General features: G+C 38.1%; 21 protein-coding genes. 7 read left to right on the plus strand and 14 right to left on the minus strand.

What is annotated here, in order from left to right; all coding sequences use genetic code 11:
• Nucleotides 1-3: 3 nt before the first annotated feature.
• Together nagZ and rlmC are read left to right on the plus strand one after the other, a co-directional pair.
• Nucleotides 4-1056 carry a beta-N-acetylhexosaminidase gene (gene nagZ, locus HMPREF9096_RS07280; RefSeq protein WP_009499828.1) on the plus strand — a complete coding sequence of 351 codons (1053 nt, stop codon included), beginning with the start codon at nt 4-6 and terminating at the stop codon, nt 1054-1056.
• A complete protein-coding gene (rlmC, locus tag HMPREF9096_RS07275; protein WP_009499829.1) occupies nt 1053-2231 on the plus strand; it encodes a 23S rRNA (uracil(747)-C(5))-methyltransferase RlmC in 1179 nt (392 codons plus the stop codon). Before nagZ ends, rlmC begins: the two co-directional genes overlap by 4 nt.
• 366 nt (nt 2232-2597) lie before the next feature.
• Here rlmC and crp read toward each other — a convergent pair whose 3' ends face one another.
• Genes crp through coaBC form a run of 5 tightly spaced genes read right to left on the minus strand, consistent with a single transcriptional unit; the run spans nt 2598 to nt 5898 of the window.
• On the minus strand, nt 2598-3275 hold the full coding sequence (crp, locus tag HMPREF9096_RS07270) for a cAMP-activated global transcriptional regulator CRP (RefSeq protein ID WP_009499830.1): 678 nt from the start codon (nt 3273-3275) through the stop codon (nt 2598-2600).
• Nucleotides 3260-3511, minus strand: coding sequence for a YheU family protein (locus HMPREF9096_RS07265; RefSeq protein WP_009499831.1), 252 nt, complete (start codon nt 3509-3511; stop codon nt 3260-3262). The genes crp and HMPREF9096_RS07265 overlap by 16 nt, the downstream gene beginning before the upstream one ends.
• 21 nt (nt 3512-3532) lie before the next feature.
• The gene (gene slmA / locus HMPREF9096_RS07260; protein ID WP_009499832.1) at nt 3533-4189 is read right to left on the minus strand and encodes a nucleoid occlusion factor SlmA; all 657 of its coding nucleotides are present in this window, start codon (nt 4187-4189) and stop codon (nt 3533-3535) included.
• A 3-nt stretch (nt 4190-4192) separates the two neighbouring features.
• Nucleotides 4193-4648, minus strand: a complete 456-nt coding sequence (dut, locus tag HMPREF9096_RS07255; RefSeq protein WP_009499833.1) for a dUTP diphosphatase — start codon at nt 4646-4648, stop codon at nt 4193-4195.
• A 47-nt stretch (nt 4649-4695) separates the two neighbouring features.
• Nucleotides 4696-5898 carry a bifunctional phosphopantothenoylcysteine decarboxylase/phosphopantothenate--cysteine ligase CoaBC gene (gene coaBC, locus HMPREF9096_RS07250; protein ID WP_009499834.1) on the minus strand — a complete coding sequence of 401 codons (1203 nt, stop codon included), beginning with the start codon at nt 5896-5898 and terminating at the stop codon, nt 4696-4698.
• Nucleotides 5899-6061: 163 nt separating this feature from the next.
• On the opposite strand from coaBC, the gene radC reads away from it, so the two are divergent.
• The 4 genes from radC (at nt 6062) to mutM (ending at nt 8247) form a co-directional block, all read left to right on the plus strand.
• A complete protein-coding gene (gene radC / locus HMPREF9096_RS07245) occupies nt 6062-6727 on the plus strand; it encodes a DNA repair protein RadC (protein ID WP_005631435.1) in 666 nt (221 codons plus the stop codon).
• A 213-nt stretch (nt 6728-6940) separates the two neighbouring features.
• Nucleotides 6941-7177: a 50S ribosomal protein L28 gene (gene rpmB / locus HMPREF9096_RS07240; RefSeq protein ID WP_005599762.1), complete on the plus strand. Its 237-nt coding sequence runs from the start codon at nt 6941-6943 to the stop codon at nt 7175-7177.
• 11 nt (nt 7178-7188) lie between these two features.
• Nucleotides 7189-7359, plus strand: a complete 171-nt coding sequence (gene rpmG, locus HMPREF9096_RS07235) for a 50S ribosomal protein L33 (protein ID WP_005613503.1) — start codon at nt 7189-7191, stop codon at nt 7357-7359.
• A 72-nt stretch (nt 7360-7431) separates the two neighbouring features.
• Nucleotides 7432-8247, plus strand: coding sequence for a DNA-formamidopyrimidine glycosylase (mutM, locus tag HMPREF9096_RS07230; protein WP_009499845.1), 816 nt, complete (start codon nt 7432-7434; stop codon nt 8245-8247).
• A 60-nt stretch (nt 8248-8307) separates the two neighbouring features.
• Here mutM and degS read toward each other — a convergent pair whose 3' ends face one another.
• The 8 genes from degS to HMPREF9096_RS07190 all read right to left on the minus strand — a co-directional run bounded on the left by degS (nt 8308) and on the right by HMPREF9096_RS07190 (nt 16590).
• Nucleotides 8308-9330 carry an outer membrane-stress sensor serine endopeptidase DegS gene (degS, locus tag HMPREF9096_RS07225; protein WP_009499846.1) on the minus strand — a complete coding sequence of 341 codons (1023 nt, stop codon included), beginning with the start codon at nt 9328-9330 and terminating at the stop codon, nt 8308-8310.
• A complete protein-coding gene (ribD, locus tag HMPREF9096_RS07220) occupies nt 9331-10449 on the minus strand; it encodes a bifunctional diaminohydroxyphosphoribosylaminopyrimidine deaminase/5-amino-6-(5-phosphoribosylamino)uracil reductase RibD (protein ID WP_009499847.1) in 1119 nt (372 codons plus the stop codon).
• 2 nt (nt 10450-10451) lie between these two features.
• Nucleotides 10452-10901, minus strand: coding sequence for a transcriptional regulator NrdR (gene nrdR / locus HMPREF9096_RS07215; RefSeq protein WP_005627362.1), 450 nt, complete (start codon nt 10899-10901; stop codon nt 10452-10454).
• 83 nt (nt 10902-10984) lie between these two features.
• Nucleotides 10985-14335 carry an exodeoxyribonuclease V subunit gamma gene (gene recC, locus HMPREF9096_RS07210; protein WP_009499850.1) on the minus strand — a complete coding sequence of 1117 codons (3351 nt, stop codon included), beginning with the start codon at nt 14333-14335 and terminating at the stop codon, nt 10985-10987.
• 48 nt (nt 14336-14383) lie between these two features.
• Nucleotides 14384-14671 (minus strand): DUF5374 domain-containing protein, encoded by a 288-nt coding sequence (locus tag HMPREF9096_RS07205; protein ID WP_009499852.1) that lies wholly within the window; start codon nt 14669-14671, stop codon nt 14384-14386.
• Entirely contained in the window at nt 14664-15347 is a 684-nt protein-coding gene (locus HMPREF9096_RS07200; RefSeq protein WP_032803253.1) for a DUF2572 family protein, read from the minus strand. The genes HMPREF9096_RS07205 and HMPREF9096_RS07200 overlap by 8 nt, the downstream gene beginning before the upstream one ends.
• Nucleotides 15348-15361: 14 nt before the next feature.
• On the minus strand, nt 15362-16078 hold the full coding sequence (locus HMPREF9096_RS07195; protein WP_032803254.1) for a type II secretion system protein J: 717 nt from the start codon (nt 16076-16078) through the stop codon (nt 15362-15364).
• On the minus strand, nt 16072-16590 hold the full coding sequence (locus tag HMPREF9096_RS07190) for a type II secretion system protein (RefSeq protein WP_009499856.1): 519 nt from the start codon (nt 16588-16590) through the stop codon (nt 16072-16074). Before HMPREF9096_RS07190 ends, HMPREF9096_RS07195 begins: the two co-directional genes overlap by 7 nt.
• A gap of 199 nt (nt 16591-16789) precedes the next feature.
• On the opposite strand from HMPREF9096_RS07190, the gene suhB reads away from it, so the two are divergent.
• Nucleotides 16790-17593, plus strand: a complete 804-nt coding sequence (gene suhB, locus HMPREF9096_RS07185; RefSeq protein ID WP_005633301.1) for an inositol-1-monophosphatase — start codon at nt 16790-16792, stop codon at nt 17591-17593.
• Nucleotides 17594-17697: 104 nt separating this feature from the next.
• On the opposite strand, the gene HMPREF9096_RS07180 is transcribed toward suhB, so the two are convergent.
• Nucleotides 17698-19937: YadA-like family protein (locus HMPREF9096_RS07180; protein WP_009499858.1), on the minus strand; the 2240-nt coding region annotated here is incomplete at its 5' end.

A 19937-nucleotide genomic window follows, 5' to 3' on the forward strand; every position in this document is an offset into this window, starting at 1 on the left:
TTTATGAGCACGTTGTTAATTGATTTAAAAGGAAAAGAGTTGGAACAAGAGGAGGTTGAGTTACTTTCTCATCCTCTTGTTGCGGGATTGATTTTATTTACTCGAAATTTTGAAGACAGAGAACAAATTCAAGAATTAATTCGTTCTGTTCGTCAACGAGTGAAAAAGCCTTTATTGATTACGGTAGATCAAGAAGGCGGACGAGTTCAACGTTTCCGTGATGGATTCACGATGTTGCCTTCAATGCAGGCTTTTCAAGAAACATTGTCAGCAATTGAACAAGTGAACTTCGCTAAAGAAGCAGGTTGGCAAATGGCAGCAGAAATGATTGCCTTGGATATTGACTTGAGTTTTGCGCCGGTGTTGGATTTGGGGCATGAATGTCGAGCGATTGGTGATCGCAGTTTTTCATCTGATGTAAAAAGTGCGGTAAATTTAGCAACCGCTTTTATTGATGGTATGCATCAAGCAGGTATGACATCTACAGGTAAACATTTCCCCGGTCATGGCCATGTATTAGCTGATTCTCATTTAGAAACACCTTATGATGATCGCGCAAAAGACGAAATTTTTAGTTGCGATCTCCAACCTTTCCAACAATTGATTTCACAAAATAAACTCGATGCCATTATGCCTGCGCATGTCATTTATAGACAATGTGATAGTCAACCAGCAAGTGGTTCAGAATATTGGTTGAAAGAAATCTTACGAAAACAATTAAATTTCCAAGGTGCGATTTTTTCCGATGATCTCGGCATGAAAGGCGCTGGCGTAATGGGCGATTTTGTAGAGCGTAGCAAAAAAGCGCTCAATGCAGGTTGTGATCTTTTGTTATTGTGCAATGAACGTGAAGGTGTCATTCAAGTATTAGATAATCTAAAACTTACTGAAAATGAACCGCACTTTATGACTCGTCAAGCTCGCTTAAAAAATTTATTTAAACGTAGAGTGATCAAGTGGAATGACTTGGTTTTAGAGCAACGTTGGAAATTGAATTACCGAAATCTCGCAGATATTCAAAGCCGTTGGCTAGATATTCAGGTTGCAAGAAAATGATTGATTGTCGATACTATCAACAAAATGAATGTCGTTCTTGTCAATGGCTTGAAATACCTTATAGTCAGCAGCTAACTGAAAAACAACATCATTTAAAGCAGCAACTGATTTCTATTAATTGCGATGGAGCTCAATGGTTGGCTCCTTTTCAATCTGATGAACAAGGCTTTCGTAATAAAGCTAAAATGGTTGTTAGTGGTAGTGTTGAACGCCCGATACTGGGAATCTTAAAAAATCCTAATGATCCACAAAGTGCGATTGATTTGTGTGATTGCCCCCTTTATCCAACTCATTTTTCATTGATTTTCCCTGTTTTGAAGGATTTTATTGGCCGTGCTGGTTTAGTACCTTATAACATTGCTAGACAAAAAGGCGAGCTTAAATATATTCTGCTCACAGAAAGTATCGCGACGGGAAAATTAATGTTGCGTTTTGTATTACGCACAGAAAATAAATTGTCATTAATTCGTCGAGAATTACCAAAATTATTGGAAAAATTACCGCACTTAGAAGTGGTTAGCATTAATTTACAGCCACAGCACGCGGCCATCTTAGAAGGTGAACAAGAAATTTTTCTGACAGAACAACAATTTTTGCCTGAGAATTTCAATAGTATTCCGCTCTTTATTCGCCCACAAGGTTTCTTTCAAACCAATCCTAAAGTGGCGGCGGGATTATATGCAACCGCTCAGCAATGGGTGAGCGAATTACCAATCTATAAAGTCTGGGATTTATTTTGTGGCGTGGGAGGATTTGGCTTACATTGCGCGAAAGCTTTACAGGAAAAATGGGGAAAAAGTATAGAGTTAACTGGAATTGAAATTTCCTCATCCGCTATTTTCGCTGCGAGCCATTCCGCTAAAATATTGGGTTTAGAACATGTAAATTTCCAATCACTAGACGCGGCAAGTGTGATGAAAAATCAGAATGAGAATAAGTCAGATCTTGTGATTGTAAATCCACCACGTCGTGGAATTGGAAAGGAATTAAGTGAATTTCTTAACCGAATTCAACCGCACTTTATCTTGTATTCCAGCTGCAATGCCGTGACAATGGGTAAAGATTTACAGTATCTAACTTTTTATAAACCATTGAAAATTCAACTTTTTGATATGTTTCCGCAAACATCTCACTATGAGGTATTAGTTTTACTAGAAAGAAAAAAGGTTAATTAAGGTGAGATAGAAAAAAGCTAGGGAATTTGAAAGAAGGGTGGTGGAACTAAGCAGAATTGGTCTTAACAGCAAGTGGCTTACTGCACGCATCCCTGCGGGATTTCTACCTAGCCCACCATAGATTAGAAAATGCATCTTGGTGTTCTAGCTTTTGCGGCATAAAACTATGCAATAAGGTTATAAACCTTTAAAGCCACTATATCAGGAGACCAATCCTGTCTTCCCACGATATTTGTAAGAAGTTGGATAATGATAGAATCCTTTATATTAATTGTCAATTAATGTTTTGAATATTATTTCTAATTAAACAAAAACCATCCAAATTGATTTTGGATGGTTTCATTTTGAATGATTTATGATGAAAAATTATCTTGCACCATATACAACAATGGTTTTTCCATGAGCATGGATAAGATTCTGATCCTCTAACATCTTAATAATGCGTCCTACAGTTTCTCTTGAACAACCAACCATTTGCCCTATTTCTTGACGTGTAATTTTGATTTGCATTCCATCAGGATGTGTCATTGCTTCAGGCTGTTTAGCTAAGTTCATTAGCGTTTGAGCAATACGACCTGCCACATCTAAGAATGCTAAATTACTGACTTGGCGTGAAGTATTTTGTAAACGTCTTGCCAATTGTGCGGTTAAAAACATTAAGATTTCTGGGTTTGCTTGAATTAATTGACGATATTTTTTATAAGAAATCTCAGCAATTTCACATGTTGTTTTTGTTTTTACCCAAGCAGATCGTTTTGAACCTTCATCAAATAATCCAGCCTCACCAAAGAATTGTCCTGCACCCAAATAAGTGAGAATCATCTCTTTACCTTCGTCATCTTTTGCTGACACCATTACAGAGCCTTTAATGACATAATAAAGTGTCGTTGCATCTTCACCAGCGTGAATTAAAGTCGATTTTGCGGGATATTTATGTAAATGACAGTGAGTAAGAAACCAATCTAAAACTGGATCTCGTTGAGTTGTATCTTCTTCTTGAGAGGAGGTGACAACTTCATCAATTTCGGTTAATTCATTTGACATTCGTGCTCCTTACATTCCTGTTTAAATAATTCCGTTTTATTTTTGATGTCAATGGATTCATGCAATTCAGACCATACAATCACCGCAATTCCATTGCGAATTTGAGTCAGTAAAAGTTGTTTTTTTTGGTTGAGTGAAAGTTCTTCTATACCGTAATCGGTTCCTTCGCGTAAAATTACGCTTTCTACGATATTATCTAATGTTTCTGCTTCTAGTTCTTGCCAAGGAATAATCATATATTTACTCGGTAAAGTCAATTAGGCAAAAAGTGGCTCGATAAAACGCCATTGTTGTTCGAAAGACTGGCTTGCATTCAGACGGAAATTAGTACGAACATAGCGCATAAATTGTCCTTCACATAGTGTTACTAAATGTGAAGCAATTACGCGTTCATCCACATTAAAGCCACGTCCTTCACGCAATTTTCGCATTTGTAAAATATTGACAAACTGCATTTCAAGACGATTAAAAAATTGTGCGACTCGAACTTGCAATTGCGCATCTTCAAACATTAATGCATGGCCCGTTAGAATTCGAGTTAACCCAGGGTTTTTACGGGCAAAATCTAAAATCGTTTGTAAAATATCATGAATGCGATTCATTGTTTGGGTTTCGTTACGCATAGACGCGGTAATACGGCTTAATAGGGTATTTTCGATATGCTCGATTAAGGCTTCAAACATTTTTGTTTTGCTTGGAAAGTAACGATATAACGCAGCTTCTGATACCCCAACTTCTTTTGCTAGACGAGCTGTTGTCATACGCTCCATGCCACGTTCGGAATGAAGCATATGTATCAACACAGTCAGTACTTGTTGACGACGTTCTTTTACCGTTCTTTTTTCAATTTTTGGGGTTTCAATTTTAGGCGTAATCTCTTCCACGCCCGATAAAGATAATTGTTCTTCTACCATAAATTATTGTTTACCTGAATGACCGAAACCGCCTTCACCACGTTCGGTTTGTTGAAAATCTTCTACAATATTAAATTCAGCTTGTACTACTGGCACGAAAACAAGTTGAGCAATGCGATCGCCGACTTCAATTTTGAATGACTCATTTCCACGGTTCCACATTGATACCATTAATGGCCCTTGATAATCGGAGTCAATTAATCCCACAAGATTTCCTAGCACAATGCCGTGTTTATGACCAAGACCAGAACGAGGCAAAATCACGGCAGCTAAATTTGGATCCGCAATATAAATTGATAGCCCCGTCGGAATTAATTTGGTTTCACCAGGTTGAATTTCAAAGCTTTCATCGATCAACGCACGTAAATCAAGACCTGCTGAACCTTCAGTTGCATAAGTTGGCAGAGGAAATTCATTTCCAATGCGAGAATCTAAAATTTTTACGTCAATTTTTTTCATGTAATACTCCGTTTGAAATTCATTTTTAGGTAAAAGTGCGGTTGGAATTATAAGGTTTTTTGATAGCGTTCGATAATTTCATTAACTAAATCAGCTGCAAGTTCCACTTTTGATTTTAGCGATAATTTTTTATGACTATTTTTCCAGAAAAGCTGTAAGGCATTTTCATCAGCGTTAAAAACTTGTCCACCAGATACATCGTTGGCACAAATCATATCAAGATTTTTGCGTTCAAGTTTATCTTTTGCATAATCATCAACATTTTGGGTTTCAGCTGCAAATCCAACAGTAAAAGGTCGATGTGTTTTTAAATGTCCTACATCTGAGATAATATCTGGATTTTTAATTAACTTGATAGATATTTCATCCCCAGATTTTTTGATTTTTTGGTCAGCAACTTCAGCTACTCTGTAATCAGCAACAGCCGCACAGCCAATAAAAATCTGATTTTTCACCGCACTTTCAAGAGAGGCTTGCCACATTTCTTGCGCTGAGATGACATTAATTCGATTTACATTTTTAGGTGTTGTTAAATTTACTGGCCCTGAAATCAGCGTGACGTTCGCTCCACGTTCGGCAAATGCTTCAGCAATTGCAAATCCCATTTTGCCTGAACTATGGTTAGAAATATAACGAACAGGATCGATTGCCTCACGCGTTGGGCCTGCTGTAATGGCGATATTTAATCCTTGTAGATCTTGTTTTTGATAGAAAAAGTCAGAAAGTGCGGTAAAAATTTCCTCTGGTTCTGACATACGCCCTTTCCCCATATCGCCGCAAGCCTGAAAACCACTATTCGGGCCAATAAGCTTAATTCCACGCGTTTGAAGTGCTGTTAAATTTTGTTGCGTAATGGATTGGCGATACATCTGCTGATTCATTGCTGGGGCAAGTAAAATTGGTGCATTAGTCGCAAGACAAATTGTTGAAAGTAAATCATTCGCCATGCCTACCGTAAGACGGGCAATAAAGTCTGCACTAGCTGGCGCAATAATGATTGCATCCGCCCATTTGGCAAGTTCAATATGACCCATCGCCAGCTCTGCTTGTGGATCAAGTAAAGATTGTGCGACAGCATTTCCTGAAATGGCTTGAAGCGTTAAAGGAGTAACAAATTCTGCCGCAGCTGGAGTTAATACTACACGTACTTCAACGTCTGCTTTGCGTAATAAACGAATCAACTCTATTGTTTTATAGGCCGCAATTCCGCCAGTTATGCCAACTACAATATGCTTTCCGTTTAATTTCATGTTTGAACCTTTGTTAGTACTTAGCCACAATTCCGTTATTTTACTTTAATTTTATTGAATGCCCAATGCTATTTTTGCGATACATATCGCAGACTTTACATAAGTTACTCGTAAAACAAGAAAAGAGCGGTCAAAATTTTTTCTATTTTGCGTTTAATATTTTATGGAAAACAATGATGATTTAATGCCACGCGAAAAATTGCTCAAATTTGGTGTAGAAACGCTCGCTGATTATGAATTGCTGGCGATCTTTTTACGAACTGGCATAAAAGGCTGCCCAGTAATTCAGCTTTCGAAAAATGTCTTATCACATTTTGGTTCCTTGCATGCGTTACTTTCTGCAGATGAAAAAGCCTTCTGCTCAGTGAAAGGCTTAGGCATTACGCAATTTATTCAGCTGCAAGCGATTACTGAAATGACCAAGCGTTATTTAAAGCAAGAGATGTTAAGTACACCGATTATTAATGATCCTGAAACGGTAAAACTTTTTTTACTCACTGAATTGCAACATGAGGAAAGAGAAGTGTTCATGGTTTTATTTTTGGATAATCAACATCGTCTGATTAAAAAAGAGCGGTTATTTTTAGGTACAATTAATGTATCAGCGGTTTATCCTCGGGAAATAATTAAAGAGGCACTTTATTGTAATGCGGCAGCTTTAATTTTGGCGCATAATCATCCTTCGGGTATAACGGAGCCGAGTTATTCGGATCAGCTTATTACTAAAAAAATTCAGGAGTCAGCAGAACTAATGGAAATCAGAGTGCTTGATCACTTAATTGTCGGAAAAACAGATTGCTATTCTTTTGCAGAGAACTTTTTATTATAAATTTTTATAATGTTGACCATTTTTTTACCGATTACATTCAGGAAAATCGCATTTACACTTGAGAAATGAAAACAAAGCCAGTATAATTTGCGACCTTTAATATAGTAAGCGGGTCGGATTAGCGCGACCTGACGAGGTAGCAAGCTGGTTTTAACTGGCTTTAAACAATCCGAACCGTAAGCTCGAGCTTATATTTAATTATTGGAGATTATTATGTCTAGAGTTTGTCAAGTAACAGGCAAGCGTCCAGCTGTGGGTAACAACCGCTCACACGCGTTGAATGCGACACGTCGTCGTTTTCTTCCAAACCTTCACACTCACCGTTTCTGGGTTGAAAGTGAGAACCGTTTCGTAACCTTACGTTTAACTGCGAAAGGTATGCGTATTATTGATAAAAAAGGCATTGATGCAGTATTAGCTGAAATCCGTGCTCGTGGCGAAAAAATCTAAGGAGCTAAAAAATGGCAGCTAAAGGCGCTCGTGAGAAAATCCGTTTAGTTTCTACTGCAGAGACCGGTCACTTCTACACAACTGATAAAAACAAACGTAATATGCCTGAAAAAATGGAAATCAAAAAATTTGATCCAGTAGTGCGTAAACACGTTATCTATAAAGAAGCAAAAATCAAATAATTTTGCTTATTTAGAAAAAGCCCGACATTGTTCGGGTTTTTTTTGTATCCCAGATTTATTAAGGAACAAATCATGCCGGAACTTCCCGAAGTCGAAACTGCACTACGTGGTATTAGCCCTTATCTTAAGAATTTTACGATTGAGAAAATTGTCGTGCGCCAGCCTAAATTGCGCTGGGCCGTATCAGAGGAATTGATAACGCTAAAAAATGTAAAAATTGTCGATCTCACTCGTCGAGCAAAATATTTGATTATTCACACAGAAAAAGGTTATATCATCGGGCATCTCGGCATGTCTGGTTCAGTGAGAATTGTGCCACAGGATAGTGCAATAGATAAACATGATCATATTGATATTGTGATGAATAATGGTAAATTATTACGTTATAACGATCCTCGTCGTTTCGGTGCATGGTTGTGGACGGAGAATTTAGATGACTTTCATCTTTTCTTAAAGCTGGGGACTGAACCGCTTTCTGATGAATTTAATGCAGAATATTTATTCAAAAAATCTCGTCAAAAATCAACCGCACTTAAAACTTTCTTGATGGATAACGCTGTGGTGGTAGGCGTTGGAAATATTTATGCGAATGAAAGTTTGTTTATTTGTGGTATTCATCCACTTAAACTCGCTAAAAATTTGACCCGCAATCAATGTATTTCCTTAGTGAACACGATTAAAGATGTTTTGAGAAAAGCCATTATTCAAGGTGGAACGACCCTTAAAGATTTCCTACAGCCAGATGGGCGCCCAGGATATTTTGCACAAGAATTACTGGTATATGGCAATAAAGATAAACCTTGTCCGAAGTGCGGTACAAAAATTGAAAGTTTAGTGATAGGGCAGCGTAATAGTTTCTTTTGCCCGAAATGTCAGAAAATGAGCTAGAGTGAATAGCTGTTCAATGGAAAAGAGAATGAAAATAGCGGCCAGAAAAGACCGCTATTTTTAATTTACTGGAAATTCTTCAATGACAACAGGAAGTTGTAAAATTTTGCCTAATCGTAGAATAGTGACGAGAACTTTTGAATTAGGTTTTGTATTTGCGATAATTTGCATCATTTCTCGGGCTGAAATGCCTTCTTGATTATTTAATTTCAAAATGACATCACCTAATTGAATACCAGCTTTTGCTGCGGGGCTATTCGGGCTTACACCAGTGATGACTATACCTTCTTCACTACTTGAACTGATGTCACTTTGCACACCAAAATAACCTCGGATAACACGTCCATCTCGTATAATTTTTTGTAAAACATCATTTGCAATATCCATTGGAATGGCAAAATTTAGTCCTTCGGCGATTTCATTGGCGGTTTTACCAATACTTAGCGTGCTGATTCCAACCAATTCACCTGCAGAATTAATTAATGCGCCACCTGAATTGCCGCGGTTAATTGAAGCATCGGTTTGGATGAAGTTTTGTCTGCCAACAGAATCACCTACGGCATTACGTCCCACAGCGCTAATAATACCTTGGGATACGCTTTGCCCTAAGTTGTAGGGATTACCGATTGCTAATACCACATCACCAACGTGAGCTTGGCGATCTGAATTTTGTGGAATGGTTGAAAGATTATTTGCACGAATTTTGAGAACAGCGAGATCAGTGAGATTATCCGAACCAACAAGACTAGCCTCAAAAATATTTCCGTTTTGCAACGCTACTACAATTTGATCCGCATTTTGGATAACGTGTTTATTCGTCAGAATATAGCCATCTTTACTCATAATCACTCCAGAACCTAAGTTATTCACTTGTAACTGATCATTATCATTAATGCTGGCAGAAGAAAAAGATCGATTATAAACATTCACTACTGCAGGTGAGGCAATACGCACCGCATTTTTGAACGATACAATATCGTCTGAAGTAAAGATATTGCTGTTATTCAGTCTTGGAACTGCAAACAAAATCACGCCCGCAGCAGCCAAGCCCCAAAGTGCGGAATGGAAAAGTTTTTTAAGCATTTAGATTCCTTTCGGCGTGTAAGTTAATTTTATATCGTCACCGATTTGTTCTAATTCATTGAGTTGCCATAATGGTGCATCGGCAAGTTGAGTTAAATTCGGTAATTGGCATAGACCACGAGCATTGTCTCCAAGTAATTTTGGAGCAATGTAAATAATCAATTCATCCACTAATTTCGCATCAATTAAACTGCCTGATAAATTTGCTCCAGCTTCTACCCAAAGGGTATTTATTTGGCGTTTTCCCAGTTCTTGCATTAATTCTTTTAGTAAATTTTCTTTTGGAAGAATAATTTGTTCGCAGAAATCAGGAAAGCCTGTTAAATCTCGTGGTTCATTAGAAACTAACCAAACGGGAGAATGCGTTAAAAAAAGTTTATGAGTCGGCTGAATGCGATGTTGTGAATCTAAAATGACTCGCACAGGTTGGCGAAGATCTTCTTTTTTATATTCTGTTTTAAGATTTTCAGGGAATTCATCCCAGCGTACGTTCAGGCTTGGATCATCTGAAAGCACTGTCGCAGAAGTAGATAAAAGTGCGGATGATTTTGCACGCATTTTTTGTACGTCCGAACGAGCATCTGGGCCCGTAATCCATTTACTTTCTCCACTTGCCATTGCTGTTCGTCCATCTAAACTCATCGCTAGTTTGAGTTGAACAAAAGGCATACCTTGACGCATTCGTTTTAAAAAGCCTTTATTTATTTTTTCCGCTTGATCGTTCAATAAATTCACCGCACTTTCGATGCCAGCCTCAGACAACATTTTCAAACCTTTTCCTGCGACTTGAGGATTCGGATCTTGCATAGCAGCAATGACTTTCACTACGCCAGCCTCGATTAATCCTAATGCACAAGGCGGTGTGCGACCATAATGAGAGCAGGGCTCTAAGGTGACGTAAGCGGTTGCGCCTTTGGCATTTTCACCAGCTTGAGCTAAGGCAACACGTTCAGCATGAGGTTGTCCCGCTTTAAAATGAAAGCCTTCCCCCACAATTTCATCATTTTTTACCAATACGCATCCCACCGATGGGTTAGGCATGGTGGTATATTGGCCTTTGGTGGCTAAATCCAAGGCACGTTGCATAAATTTGTGATCTTGTGCGGAAAATTCGCTCATGGTTAATCCTTTAAGCTCTCAATTTCTTTGGTGAATTGATTAATATTATCAAAACTCAAATAGACCGATGCAAAACGAATATAAGCCACTTTATCGAGTTTTTTTAACTCATTCATCGCGAGTTTTCCAACCAGTTTACTTGGTACTTCACGTTCACCCGTCGCGCGTAATTGAAAAATTATGTGGTTAATTGCTTGTTCAACATCATCCGCACTTACAGGGCGTTTTTCTAAGGCGTGCTGAATACCACTGCGTAATTTATCTTCATTGAACGGTTCTCGAGTGCCGTCAGTTTTAATAATTTTTGGTACGATTAATTCGGCTGTTTCAAAGGTAGTAAAACGCTCATGACAATGACCGCACTCACGACGGCGGCGAACTTGATAGCCATCCGATACCAAACGGCTATCAATTACCTTGGTTTCTTCTGTAAAACAAAATGGACAGCGCATAGACAATTCTCCGTAAAAAGGGCAGTTATCTTAGCAAAAAATCGGTTCTTTGACGATTAGCTTTATGCTTTTCTTGTCTTCTTTTATACGAATAATAAGCCAAACCAATCTTTTGTTTGTTTTAATAATTTTTCAATATTTTCAGTTTGTTCAAATCTTGAGGTTTGCGCCAATATGCGTGACCAATATGGATCTGCTTGAGCGCCGTAGTTGTCTTCGCCCAGTTCCTGAAGTTTTGTAGAAATGTTGTCAAAATCTACCGCACTTTCATCGTCCACAATAAAATGATTAATATTTCTTATCGTTGGCACCAATTGAATTTCTATTTGGCTTTGTAAATAATCTTTTACGTAAGTTTTTAATTGAGCGAGAGCAGTTTCACGCTCAATAGGCGGTAATTCGATAACTTGATCTTGCGTAATTAATTTTGGTGGTATCGCATTTTCTTGTGTGACACATTGGATCAAATAATAAATCCAAGGACGGATGCAATAGCGATCTTTGTATTTTGCAAAATGCCACTGAATCACCTGTGAATCATTGCCAAATAAAGGCTCCATATAACCAAATAGACGAATCTCTTGATTTTCATTTCGCCAATCTACGGAGAGATTGAAATCGACGGAAGCATGTTTGGCTTCGCCAAGATCTGCTATTTTCTTTTTAAATTCTAGAACATTGTTCCGAATATTTTCAGCATAAACTTTTCCAAATTCGGCTCGAGGTAACACGCCTTTTACTTCCGCTTGTCTAAAATAATCCGCAAAATTTTGTTCATCAAGATAGATTAAGTCATTATTGAGCGCGTAATTATCTAATCCACTTAAGGTGAAGTTTTCACTATCGGCAATACGATCATCTTCATCGCGGAAATAGACACCGAGTTGTTTTTCAAAGAAAAATTTCACTGGATTTTCCACAAAGCTGACTAAACGATCCAGTTCAATTTCTTCGATTTTTTCTGGATTTTCTGTCATCGTGACGGCAAATTCTGAATTGCTAGCAGTCGCGTCAAATTGTGCGATTGGCAACCATTTTGTCGCAAAAGAGCGGGTAAATTTCTCGTTATATTTGAAATTATCTGGGCTAAATGCGGTCATTGGATGCTCAATCACCGTAAGAGTATTTTCGGTTTGCCCTTGATTAATATAATCCACGAGTTGACTTACCAATACAGAAGGTTCTTTCGGTTGATTATCTGTGATGGAACGTCCTACATAGCTGATATAGCAATAATCACGTGCTGCCAATAAGGCTTCTAAGAACAAATAGCGATCATCATCACGGCGAACACGATCGCCTTTTTGATGGTGATATTGCATTAAATCGAAACTGTTTGGTGTTTGTGTTCTAGGGTAATCCGCATCATTCATTCCAAGTAAACAAACTACTTTGAATGGCACAGAACGCATTGGTAATAAGGTGCAGAAGTTTACTTTTCCTGCAAGGAATTTGAGGCTATTTGGCGCATCTTCCAATTTCATTGTGATGACATCGGCAATCACATCTGCTTGTAATTCTTCAGTAAAATGGAGCGCTTTTAGATGCTCAGCTAATTCATTAATTTTCTCTTGAATATAGAAAATCGTGTCACTTGTGTCTTCGTTTTGCACGAAGAAATCTGATAAAAGTGCGGTTAAAATTTCTTGCCATTTTTCGATGGAATGTGCTTGTTGCAGCGTTTCATGCAGCGCGGAAAGTATGGTGAAAAAGTGAGATAAATTTCCAGCAAGCTCGCCCTTTAAGCCATAACTGCTGTTTAAGCCCAGACTATCTTGCCAAATGCCGTGTTCTTCACGCATCGCATAACCTAAAATCATTCGTTCTAATCCAGCCTGCCAAGAATTAAAATTGATGCCATCTTGATTTTTTTGCAAACCGAAACGAATCCCTGAATCCGCCACCCATTCTCGCACTAATGGCAAATCAGAAAGGGAAATCTTAAATCGTTCTCGCATCGCAGGAATATCCAACAACGCTAAGACCTCCTCTGCACTAAAATTGCTTTCTTTTAAGCGTAATAAAGTTAAGTAACTTGAGACCAGCACATCGCTTTCTGAAAGTTTATTATCTGAAAGTGAAAATGGAATTTGTGGGGCATTTCCATTTTTTTGCCCGAAAACGGCCTGAATATAAGGCGTGTATTGGTTTATATCTGCCACCATAACAACCACATCTTTTGGCGTAAGGTTAGGATCTTGATTGAATAAATCTAGTAAATAATCGTGCAATACTTCCACTTCCCGCATAGCACTGTGGCAAGCATGTAGGATTAAAGTGCGGTCATTTTTTGCGATATTTAACGGCTTATTTTCTAAATGCAGAATTTGAGATTGCAATTGTCCAAGCAAACTGTTCGATTCAATTTCTTGATAGGCATTGACGGGATAAGTTGGAATATATTCTTCATCTCGCACCAATGTATAGAGAAAATCTCGCCCCATTTTTCCCCAAGCCGCCAGTAATGGATTGCCTACTTGCAGATTTTCTTTTTGATAAGTGACGTCAAACTGAGCGTTTTCTAGTTGAGAAAGTTGATCTTCGGAAAAGAGCGGTTGATTTTCATCTTGTTTATTGAATTGATAGCGCTTGCGAGAACGCAAATAATCAAGGCGTAAATCGCTAATATCTCCCCAATACTCTTGACATGGATTATTAAAAAATAAATGAATATCCACTTCTGATGACATCGATTGCAAAATATTGAGATAAGCAGTTGGAAGCGCAGGAATACCAAAAATAAATATGCGTGAAGGTAATTTTTTCGACGATTTTTTATCGGCAAGCAAGGCTAAGAACTGATTATGCAAAGCCGCTCGATGGGTGGCATCACCAACATCTGATTTAACATCGACGAGCAATGCACGCCATAACTCACCTTGCCATTTTGTATTGCCTTGAATTTGCTCAAACAACGTATTGTTGAGGTTAGGTTGTTGTTTTTGTATTTGAGCGGTGATTTGTTTATCTTCGCCTTTTTCCCAGGCGAAAATCCATTCTGGTCGATAAACTAAATATTGGTCAAATAAATCGGCAATTTTGCTGCTGAGTTGATAAAGTTTGTATTGTTCAGAATGTGGCGAGGACGCTAAATAATTGCGTAAAGGTGAAAAACTTTCTTTCTCGAGAAAAGTCGGGATTAATCGCATTAAACGCCATGTCATTGAATCTTTATCAAAAGGGTTTTCCAATGCCGTTGCAGGTAAGTTCTGAGCATAAAGTTGCCAAATAAAACTTGCTGGCATAGGAAATTTGAGGTTCGCTGAAATACCCGTTTCTTTCGCTAATTCAATTTGCAGCCATTGCGCCATCCCCGGGCTTTGCACCAAGATAATATCTTGCTGAAAAGGATCTTCCTGCGGTAACGATTTGAATAAGGAAGAAAGAATTTCTTTTTGTTTTTCGAGTTGATTGGAATAATAAACAATGAACACAATGGCAACCTTTTGTGATGATTTAATCTAGAAAAAGACAATGCCATTCTACTTAGTTTTTATCGAAATTTCACCCATAGGATAATGCACAATGACACGTTCGTTTCCACATTGAACGCGAAAAGTTAAGCCATTTTGTTGTATTAATTGTTCACAAGCTAATCCTAAAAATTGGCGTTGAGCTTGATTCTCCGCAATCTGTATCGCCTGAAAATCTTGATAAGTTTTCACCGCACTTTTTCTTTGGCTTGCCGTCCACTGATTGAAAGCAATAAATAAAACGCTAAATAAAGCCAAGGAAAATAATAGGGTAGTGAGCGACATGCCTTTATTCATCTGGAACATTAAAATCACTCCAACTTTTTTCTGCCAACTGCCACTGGCTATATTGTTGTACTAAGGTTGTTACGACAGGTTTTCCATAGGCTAACGTTACCCCATCTAAAGTTAAATTCCCGTTGGTGATCACCGCACCACTAATCCTCCCTTTGCCCGTTAGTTTTAAATCTCCCTCTGCAATTAATACGGCAGACACAGTGCCATTAATTTCAACCTCCGCTTGAGAATCTGAAAACCAATAAAGTTTAGGTGTTTTATTCGCGTTTAAAATTCTGGGCGGGGAAGAAAATCGCGGTCGAAAATCTGTGAGCCTTTCTGTGTGAATAAAATCTTTCAATGCACCTTGATTATCTCCTTTTGTGGGCGATTTTTTAAATAGGCTCATTCTTTCACACCAAAGAAAATATTGAATGGCATCGCTGGCACCCTCAAGCGTGATGCTGATTTGCTTTACACTTTCATGATTATTTAACGATAAATCAAGGCAGGCAGTTTGTTTTTTCTCCTCTGTCATGTTTTGCAGTTGTAATGTTCTTTCCACATAGTGTTTTCGTTGATTTTGTTGAGAACGAAAAAAACTTAAATGACTGTCATCTAACAATAAGATTACGGTTAATAAACCTGAAATAAAAATCAGAATAGTCAGCGTAATAATGCCTTTTTGTATTGTCATTATTTTTGATTCCATTATTTTTGATTCCATAGCGAAACGACAAGGGATGTTTCATAACTGATGTTTGGGGTTTGTTTTAAATTTCCTTTTAGCTTGATTTCTAATCCTTTTCCTTCGATTAACCAATTAAATTGTAGGGTAGTGACTTCGTATTCATTGTTGTCTAATAAATCTGTCCAACCGCCTCCAGCATTGCAAGCCGATTGTTGAAAAGCGCGTTTACAAGTTTCTGCTGTGCAATTAGTAGGAATAACACTTTGATAAGTCAGTTTGGTTTTTATCATTTTGTTACTCACTTTATAACCGAATAATTCTTCTGTACTGTTTTTGGATGTATTTTTCCCATTTTTCATACAGGTTTTCGGTGAATCTTTGCCAATACATCCATTTTTATTTAAATCATAAAAGAACAACACGCAGCTATTAAGTGGGGCATTATCTTCTTGGCTAATGAAAATGGCAGTGCCTTGTTCATCTAATTCAAATAAAGATAAATTGCTTTCTGTTCCTTTTGTATTTAATGCTCTAAATCCTAATCGACGAAGATCTTTACCAATAAGCTGTAATGTTCGCTGTAATTCTGCTTGTAGTTTTAAACGCAATAACATGTGTTGATTTTGCGTTTGTATTTGCACATAAAAATGCGAAATGCTTAGCAATAATAAAGACGATAACGCCAGAGAAATCATTAGTGCTAATAGGGTTTGCCCTTTTAATAATGTTTTCATGATTGATTGCATGCACTAGCTGCTTGATTGGTTTTCAAACGAATGCTGCCAACATTGAAAAATGAAAATAATGTACGTTCATTTTCCGCTTGTAGAATAAAGCAACGAGTGACACTCGTATTACGAGCACCATAAAACCTCGTGATTTCTTTGGGATAAAGATAATGGCTTTGAATCATCGTTTTTTTAGGAAAATAAGGATAGTAAAAATGAGCATAGGCCTCTTTTGGACAGTTTGTTGGGTTTAAACAATCGCAAGTTTGATCATTTTTTACTTGTGCCGTTAAGCACCATTGTTGTGTCGCAAGGTTACGATTGATAAGTAAAAACCACACTTCCGATGAATTTTCTGCCCGAGCCTGAATTTGTCGTAGAAATAAATATAGGCGATGTTGCTCTTTGGCTAAAATCGTTTTAGGTGAGTCTGTTTGCCATAATGGCACGGCAAAACTCAGCGCAATGCTGATAATGGCTAATCCAATCAATAATTCCACTAATGTCACACCTTTCTGCATAAAACTCTCCAATTTTCTACCGCACTTTAATGGCAAATAATCAGTGGAAAAATTACTTCATACTATTTTTGCGATCTGTATCGCAAACTTTTCCTGAAAACCTATAAAAACCATTGTTTTATAATTTTCAACTGGTTATTTTGGCAAATCTCGCTATAATGGCGCGGAATTTTTCTGTTCTTTAAAATCTGGTGGAAATATGAATCCAATGTTAAATATCGCAATTCGTGCGGCACGAAAAGCGGGCAATGTGATTGCTAAAAATTATGAACGCCGTGATGCTATCGAAAGCACACAAAAAGGTATTAATGATTATGTGACAAACGTTGATAAAGCGGCAGAAGCAGAAATCATTGAAATTATTCGTAAATCTTATCCTGACCACACCATCATCAGCGAAGAAACGGGTGCGCTTGAAGGCAAAGATAGCGATGTACAATGGGTGATTGATCCACTAGATGGTACCCGTAATTTTATGACGGGCCTTCCTCATTTTGCCGTGTCTATCGCAATTCGTGTAAAAAATCGCACTGAAGTTGGGGTTGTTTACGATCCAATCCGTAATGAATTATTTACCGCTGTGCGTGGTGAAGGCGCAAAATTAAACGAAGTACGTTTGCGTGTAGATAGTAAACGTGAAATTCAAGGTTCAATTTTAGCGACCGGTTTCCCATTCAAACAACCAAAATTAATGCCAACTCAATTTGCAATGATGAATGCCTTAATTGAAGATGCTGCGGATTTCCGTCGCACTGGTTCTGCCGCATTGGATTTATGCTATGTAGCGTCAAATCGTATTGATGGCTATTTTGAAATGGGCTTAAAAGCATGGGATTGTGCAGCGGGCGATTTAATCGTGCGTGAAGCGGGTGGTTTAGTCTGTGATTTTGATGCTGGTAACGGATACTTACGCAGCGGCAATATTATCGCAGCACCATCACGCGTAATAAAAGAAATGTTAAATAAAATCCGCCCTTGTTTAGGTGCTGAATTTAATAATTAATTTTTTGATAACCAGAGTAGCGCCAATAGGGCGCTATTTTTTTAGCTGCGTTTAGATAATAAAAAACCCGACTTTCGTCGGGTTTTATTTTACTTACAAGTTAATTACCATTGGTAGCCAACACTTGCACTTGCGCCTGCATGGCCTTGTGAATTGCTGTTTACTGTGAATTTAACCCCAACTTTACCATTATCTGATAAGCGAGAGTAACCCACCGCTAACGCATTTTGTCCACGATATGTACCTGCACCGACAGACACCATAGATTTACCTGCTGTCGTAACATGATATAAACCACCTGATGCTAAAGCACCAGCAATACCTGCACGTAAGCCTTTATCAACATTATTGATTTGATTGCTGATATTACCTGCAACATATTTCAATTGGTTTACATTCACAGCATCAGTGCCGTCTTTACCTGGAGCAACATTTGTAATACGTTTACCACCAGCGTTGATACCGTTTTCGTTGATATTAACATCACCCACTTTCACTTCTTTTGCTGTGACAGAGTTTACTTTAATATCATCTTTCATCGATACTTTCACACCGTTTTCATCTGCAGTCGTGGTAATGTTTTTACCATCACCATTAACAGCCACATTGCTACCTAGTTTTTTCACACCGGTCGAACCTTTATCTGCATTAAAGGTTAAACCTTCGTTTGTTACTTTATCGTATGCCTTAACGCCTTTACCAATATCACCTTTCGTTTTATCTGAAAGATCAACGGTATAGTCAGTAACAGTTGTTGAACCATCTTTATGCGTATTAGCAGCTTTTGTCACTTCAACGTGATTAGAACCACCTTTAACTGCTGCAGAAGTATCATTAATACCTTTTGCGCTCACTTTATAGATAGTTTGACCATTTGTTGCATCTGTGCGAGATGTGATCTCAATATTTTCACCAGCTTCAACTTCTGTTTTCGCGGCTTTTAATTGTTTCACATTTACTGCATCAGTATCTTTTTCACCCTCTGCAACATTGGTAATATGTGTTGCATTATTGTTGCCATCAGATACTTTTAAACCTTCATTTGTTTGAGTTAATTTAACTTTTACATTACCGGTTGTATCAGTGATGTTGATGCCCTCAACTTCAGGTGTTTTCTTAATGGAAACAGTAACAGTATTGTCATTTACTGTTGTCATTACATTTTTACCATTGTCAAATTGTGTAGCATCAGTATTATCTTTACCACCTTTAATATTAACAGTTGTGTTTAACTTCGCTTTATGAGCTGTACCGCTATTACCTGCGAAAGTTAATCCCCCTTCAGCAACCTTAGTTTTGAAGTCTTTCAACTGTTTCACATTTACTGCATCAGTATCATTTTCACCCTCTGCAACATTGGTTATTTTGTTGCCGCCGTTGTTTAAGCCTGCATCAGTTAAAGTAACCGCCGTTTTGCCATTCGCTGGATTTACTGGGGTAATGGTGATGCCATTATGGGTAATTTCTGTTTTGGTTTTATCATTGCCATCTTTAAACTCAGCAGAAGTTAAACCTTTCAGTTCTTTCGCCAGTTTTACGGTTAATTCCGTACCGCCTGTCGTTGCATTAGGTGTTGACACTACACCAATATTGTTGTCAGACAACTTGGTTTTATCCGTAACGCCACCTTTTACATCCACTTGTTTATTAAGTTTGACATTGGCAACCTCGCCAATATCGCCCCCATATTTCATACCATCCTCAAGAGTTGCCAATTCATGAGTTTTATCAGTGCTTCCCGGTTTAGTTGGGTCAGCTTTCTCAACGTAAACTAGACGTGTTTCACCATCTTTACCATCCACGCCCACATTGCCATCTTGACCCTTAATGGTTAAACCGTTTTTACCATTTTCACCATTTAAGCCGATAGAACCGTCTTTACCATTGATTGCAACTGCAGAACCGTCTTTACCGTTCACGCCGATAGAGCCATCAATGCCGTCTTTACCCGGTTTGCCATCAGCTCCAGGAGTACCTTTTTCTCCCACAACAACTTGGTTTTTCAGACCGTAAGTGTAAGTCACGTTACCATCTTTCACGTCTTGTTTTAAAGTCAAGTTATCGCTTGTAGCAAAGTTGACTGATTTGCCTGATGCAACGGTGGTTTCTGTTCCTGTTTCCACTAGGTTTGAACCTGTTGCATTTGTTTTAAAGCTGTAATCTTTGATTTTGCTTGCTAAGCCGCTTAAATCAATTTTAGCTTCAGTGTTTGCTACAACATTTCCATTGCCATCGGTATAAGTCAGTGTAACTGATTTATCTGCGTCATTATAAGTGTATGTGGTCGGTGTAATATGGCGTTCAGTTGATTTCAACTGAGCCACATTTACAGCGTCAGTATCTG

It is taken from the genome of Haemophilus sp. oral taxon 851 str. F0397 (assembly GCF_000242295.1).
In the GTDB taxonomy this organism is placed as follows: domain Bacteria; phylum Pseudomonadota; class Gammaproteobacteria; order Enterobacterales; family Pasteurellaceae; genus Haemophilus.

Excerpts from the sequence above, each read along its gene's own strand:
- HMPREF9096_RS07265 (WP_009499831.1), bottom strand. The coding sequence starts at position 3,511 with ATGATTATTCCTTGGCAAGAACTAGAAGCAGAAACATTAGATAATATC.
- rpmB (WP_005599762.1), top strand. The coding sequence starts at position 6,941 with ATGTCTAGAGTTTGTCAAGTAACAGGCAAGCGTCCAGCTGTGGGTAAC.
- HMPREF9096_RS07200 (WP_032803253.1), bottom strand. The coding sequence starts at position 15,347 with ATGACAATACAAAAAGGCATTATTACGCTGACTATTCTGATTTTTATT.
- dut (WP_009499833.1), bottom strand. The coding sequence starts at position 4,648 with ATGAAAAAAATTGACGTAAAAATTTTAGATTCTCGCATTGGAAATGAA.
- radC (WP_005631435.1), top strand. The coding sequence starts at position 6,062 with ATGGAAAACAATGATGATTTAATGCCACGCGAAAAATTGCTCAAATTT.
- coaBC (WP_009499834.1), bottom strand. The coding sequence starts at position 5,898 with ATGAAATTAAACGGAAAGCATATTGTAGTTGGCATAACTGGCGGAATT.
- nrdR (WP_005627362.1), bottom strand. The coding sequence starts at position 10,901 with ATGCGCTGTCCATTTTGTTTTACAGAAGAAACCAAGGTAATTGATAGC.
- suhB (WP_005633301.1), top strand. The coding sequence starts at position 16,790 with ATGAATCCAATGTTAAATATCGCAATTCGTGCGGCACGAAAAGCGGGC.
- mutM (WP_009499845.1), top strand. The coding sequence starts at position 7,432 with ATGCCGGAACTTCCCGAAGTCGAAACTGCACTACGTGGTATTAGCCCT.
- slmA (WP_009499832.1), bottom strand. The coding sequence starts at position 4,189 with ATGGTAGAAGAACAATTATCTTTATCGGGCGTGGAAGAGATTACGCCT.
- rpmG (WP_005613503.1), top strand. The coding sequence starts at position 7,189 with ATGGCAGCTAAAGGCGCTCGTGAGAAAATCCGTTTAGTTTCTACTGCA.
- degS (WP_009499846.1), bottom strand. The coding sequence starts at position 9,330 with ATGCTTAAAAAACTTTTCCATTCCGCACTTTGGGGCTTGGCTGCTGCG.
- HMPREF9096_RS07205 (WP_009499852.1), bottom strand. The coding sequence starts at position 14,671 with ATGAATAAAGGCATGTCGCTCACTACCCTATTATTTTCCTTGGCTTTA.
- ribD (WP_009499847.1), bottom strand. The coding sequence starts at position 10,449 with ATGAGCGAATTTTCCGCACAAGATCACAAATTTATGCAACGTGCCTTG.
- HMPREF9096_RS07190 (WP_009499856.1), bottom strand. The coding sequence starts at position 16,590 with ATGCAGAAAGGTGTGACATTAGTGGAATTATTGATTGGATTAGCCATT.
- rlmC (WP_009499829.1), top strand. The coding sequence starts at position 1,053 with ATGATTGATTGTCGATACTATCAACAAAATGAATGTCGTTCTTGTCAA.
- crp (WP_009499830.1), bottom strand. The coding sequence starts at position 3,275 with ATGTCAAATGAATTAACCGAAATTGATGAAGTTGTCACCTCCTCTCAA.
- nagZ (WP_009499828.1), top strand. The coding sequence starts at position 4 with ATGAGCACGTTGTTAATTGATTTAAAAGGAAAAGAGTTGGAACAAGAG.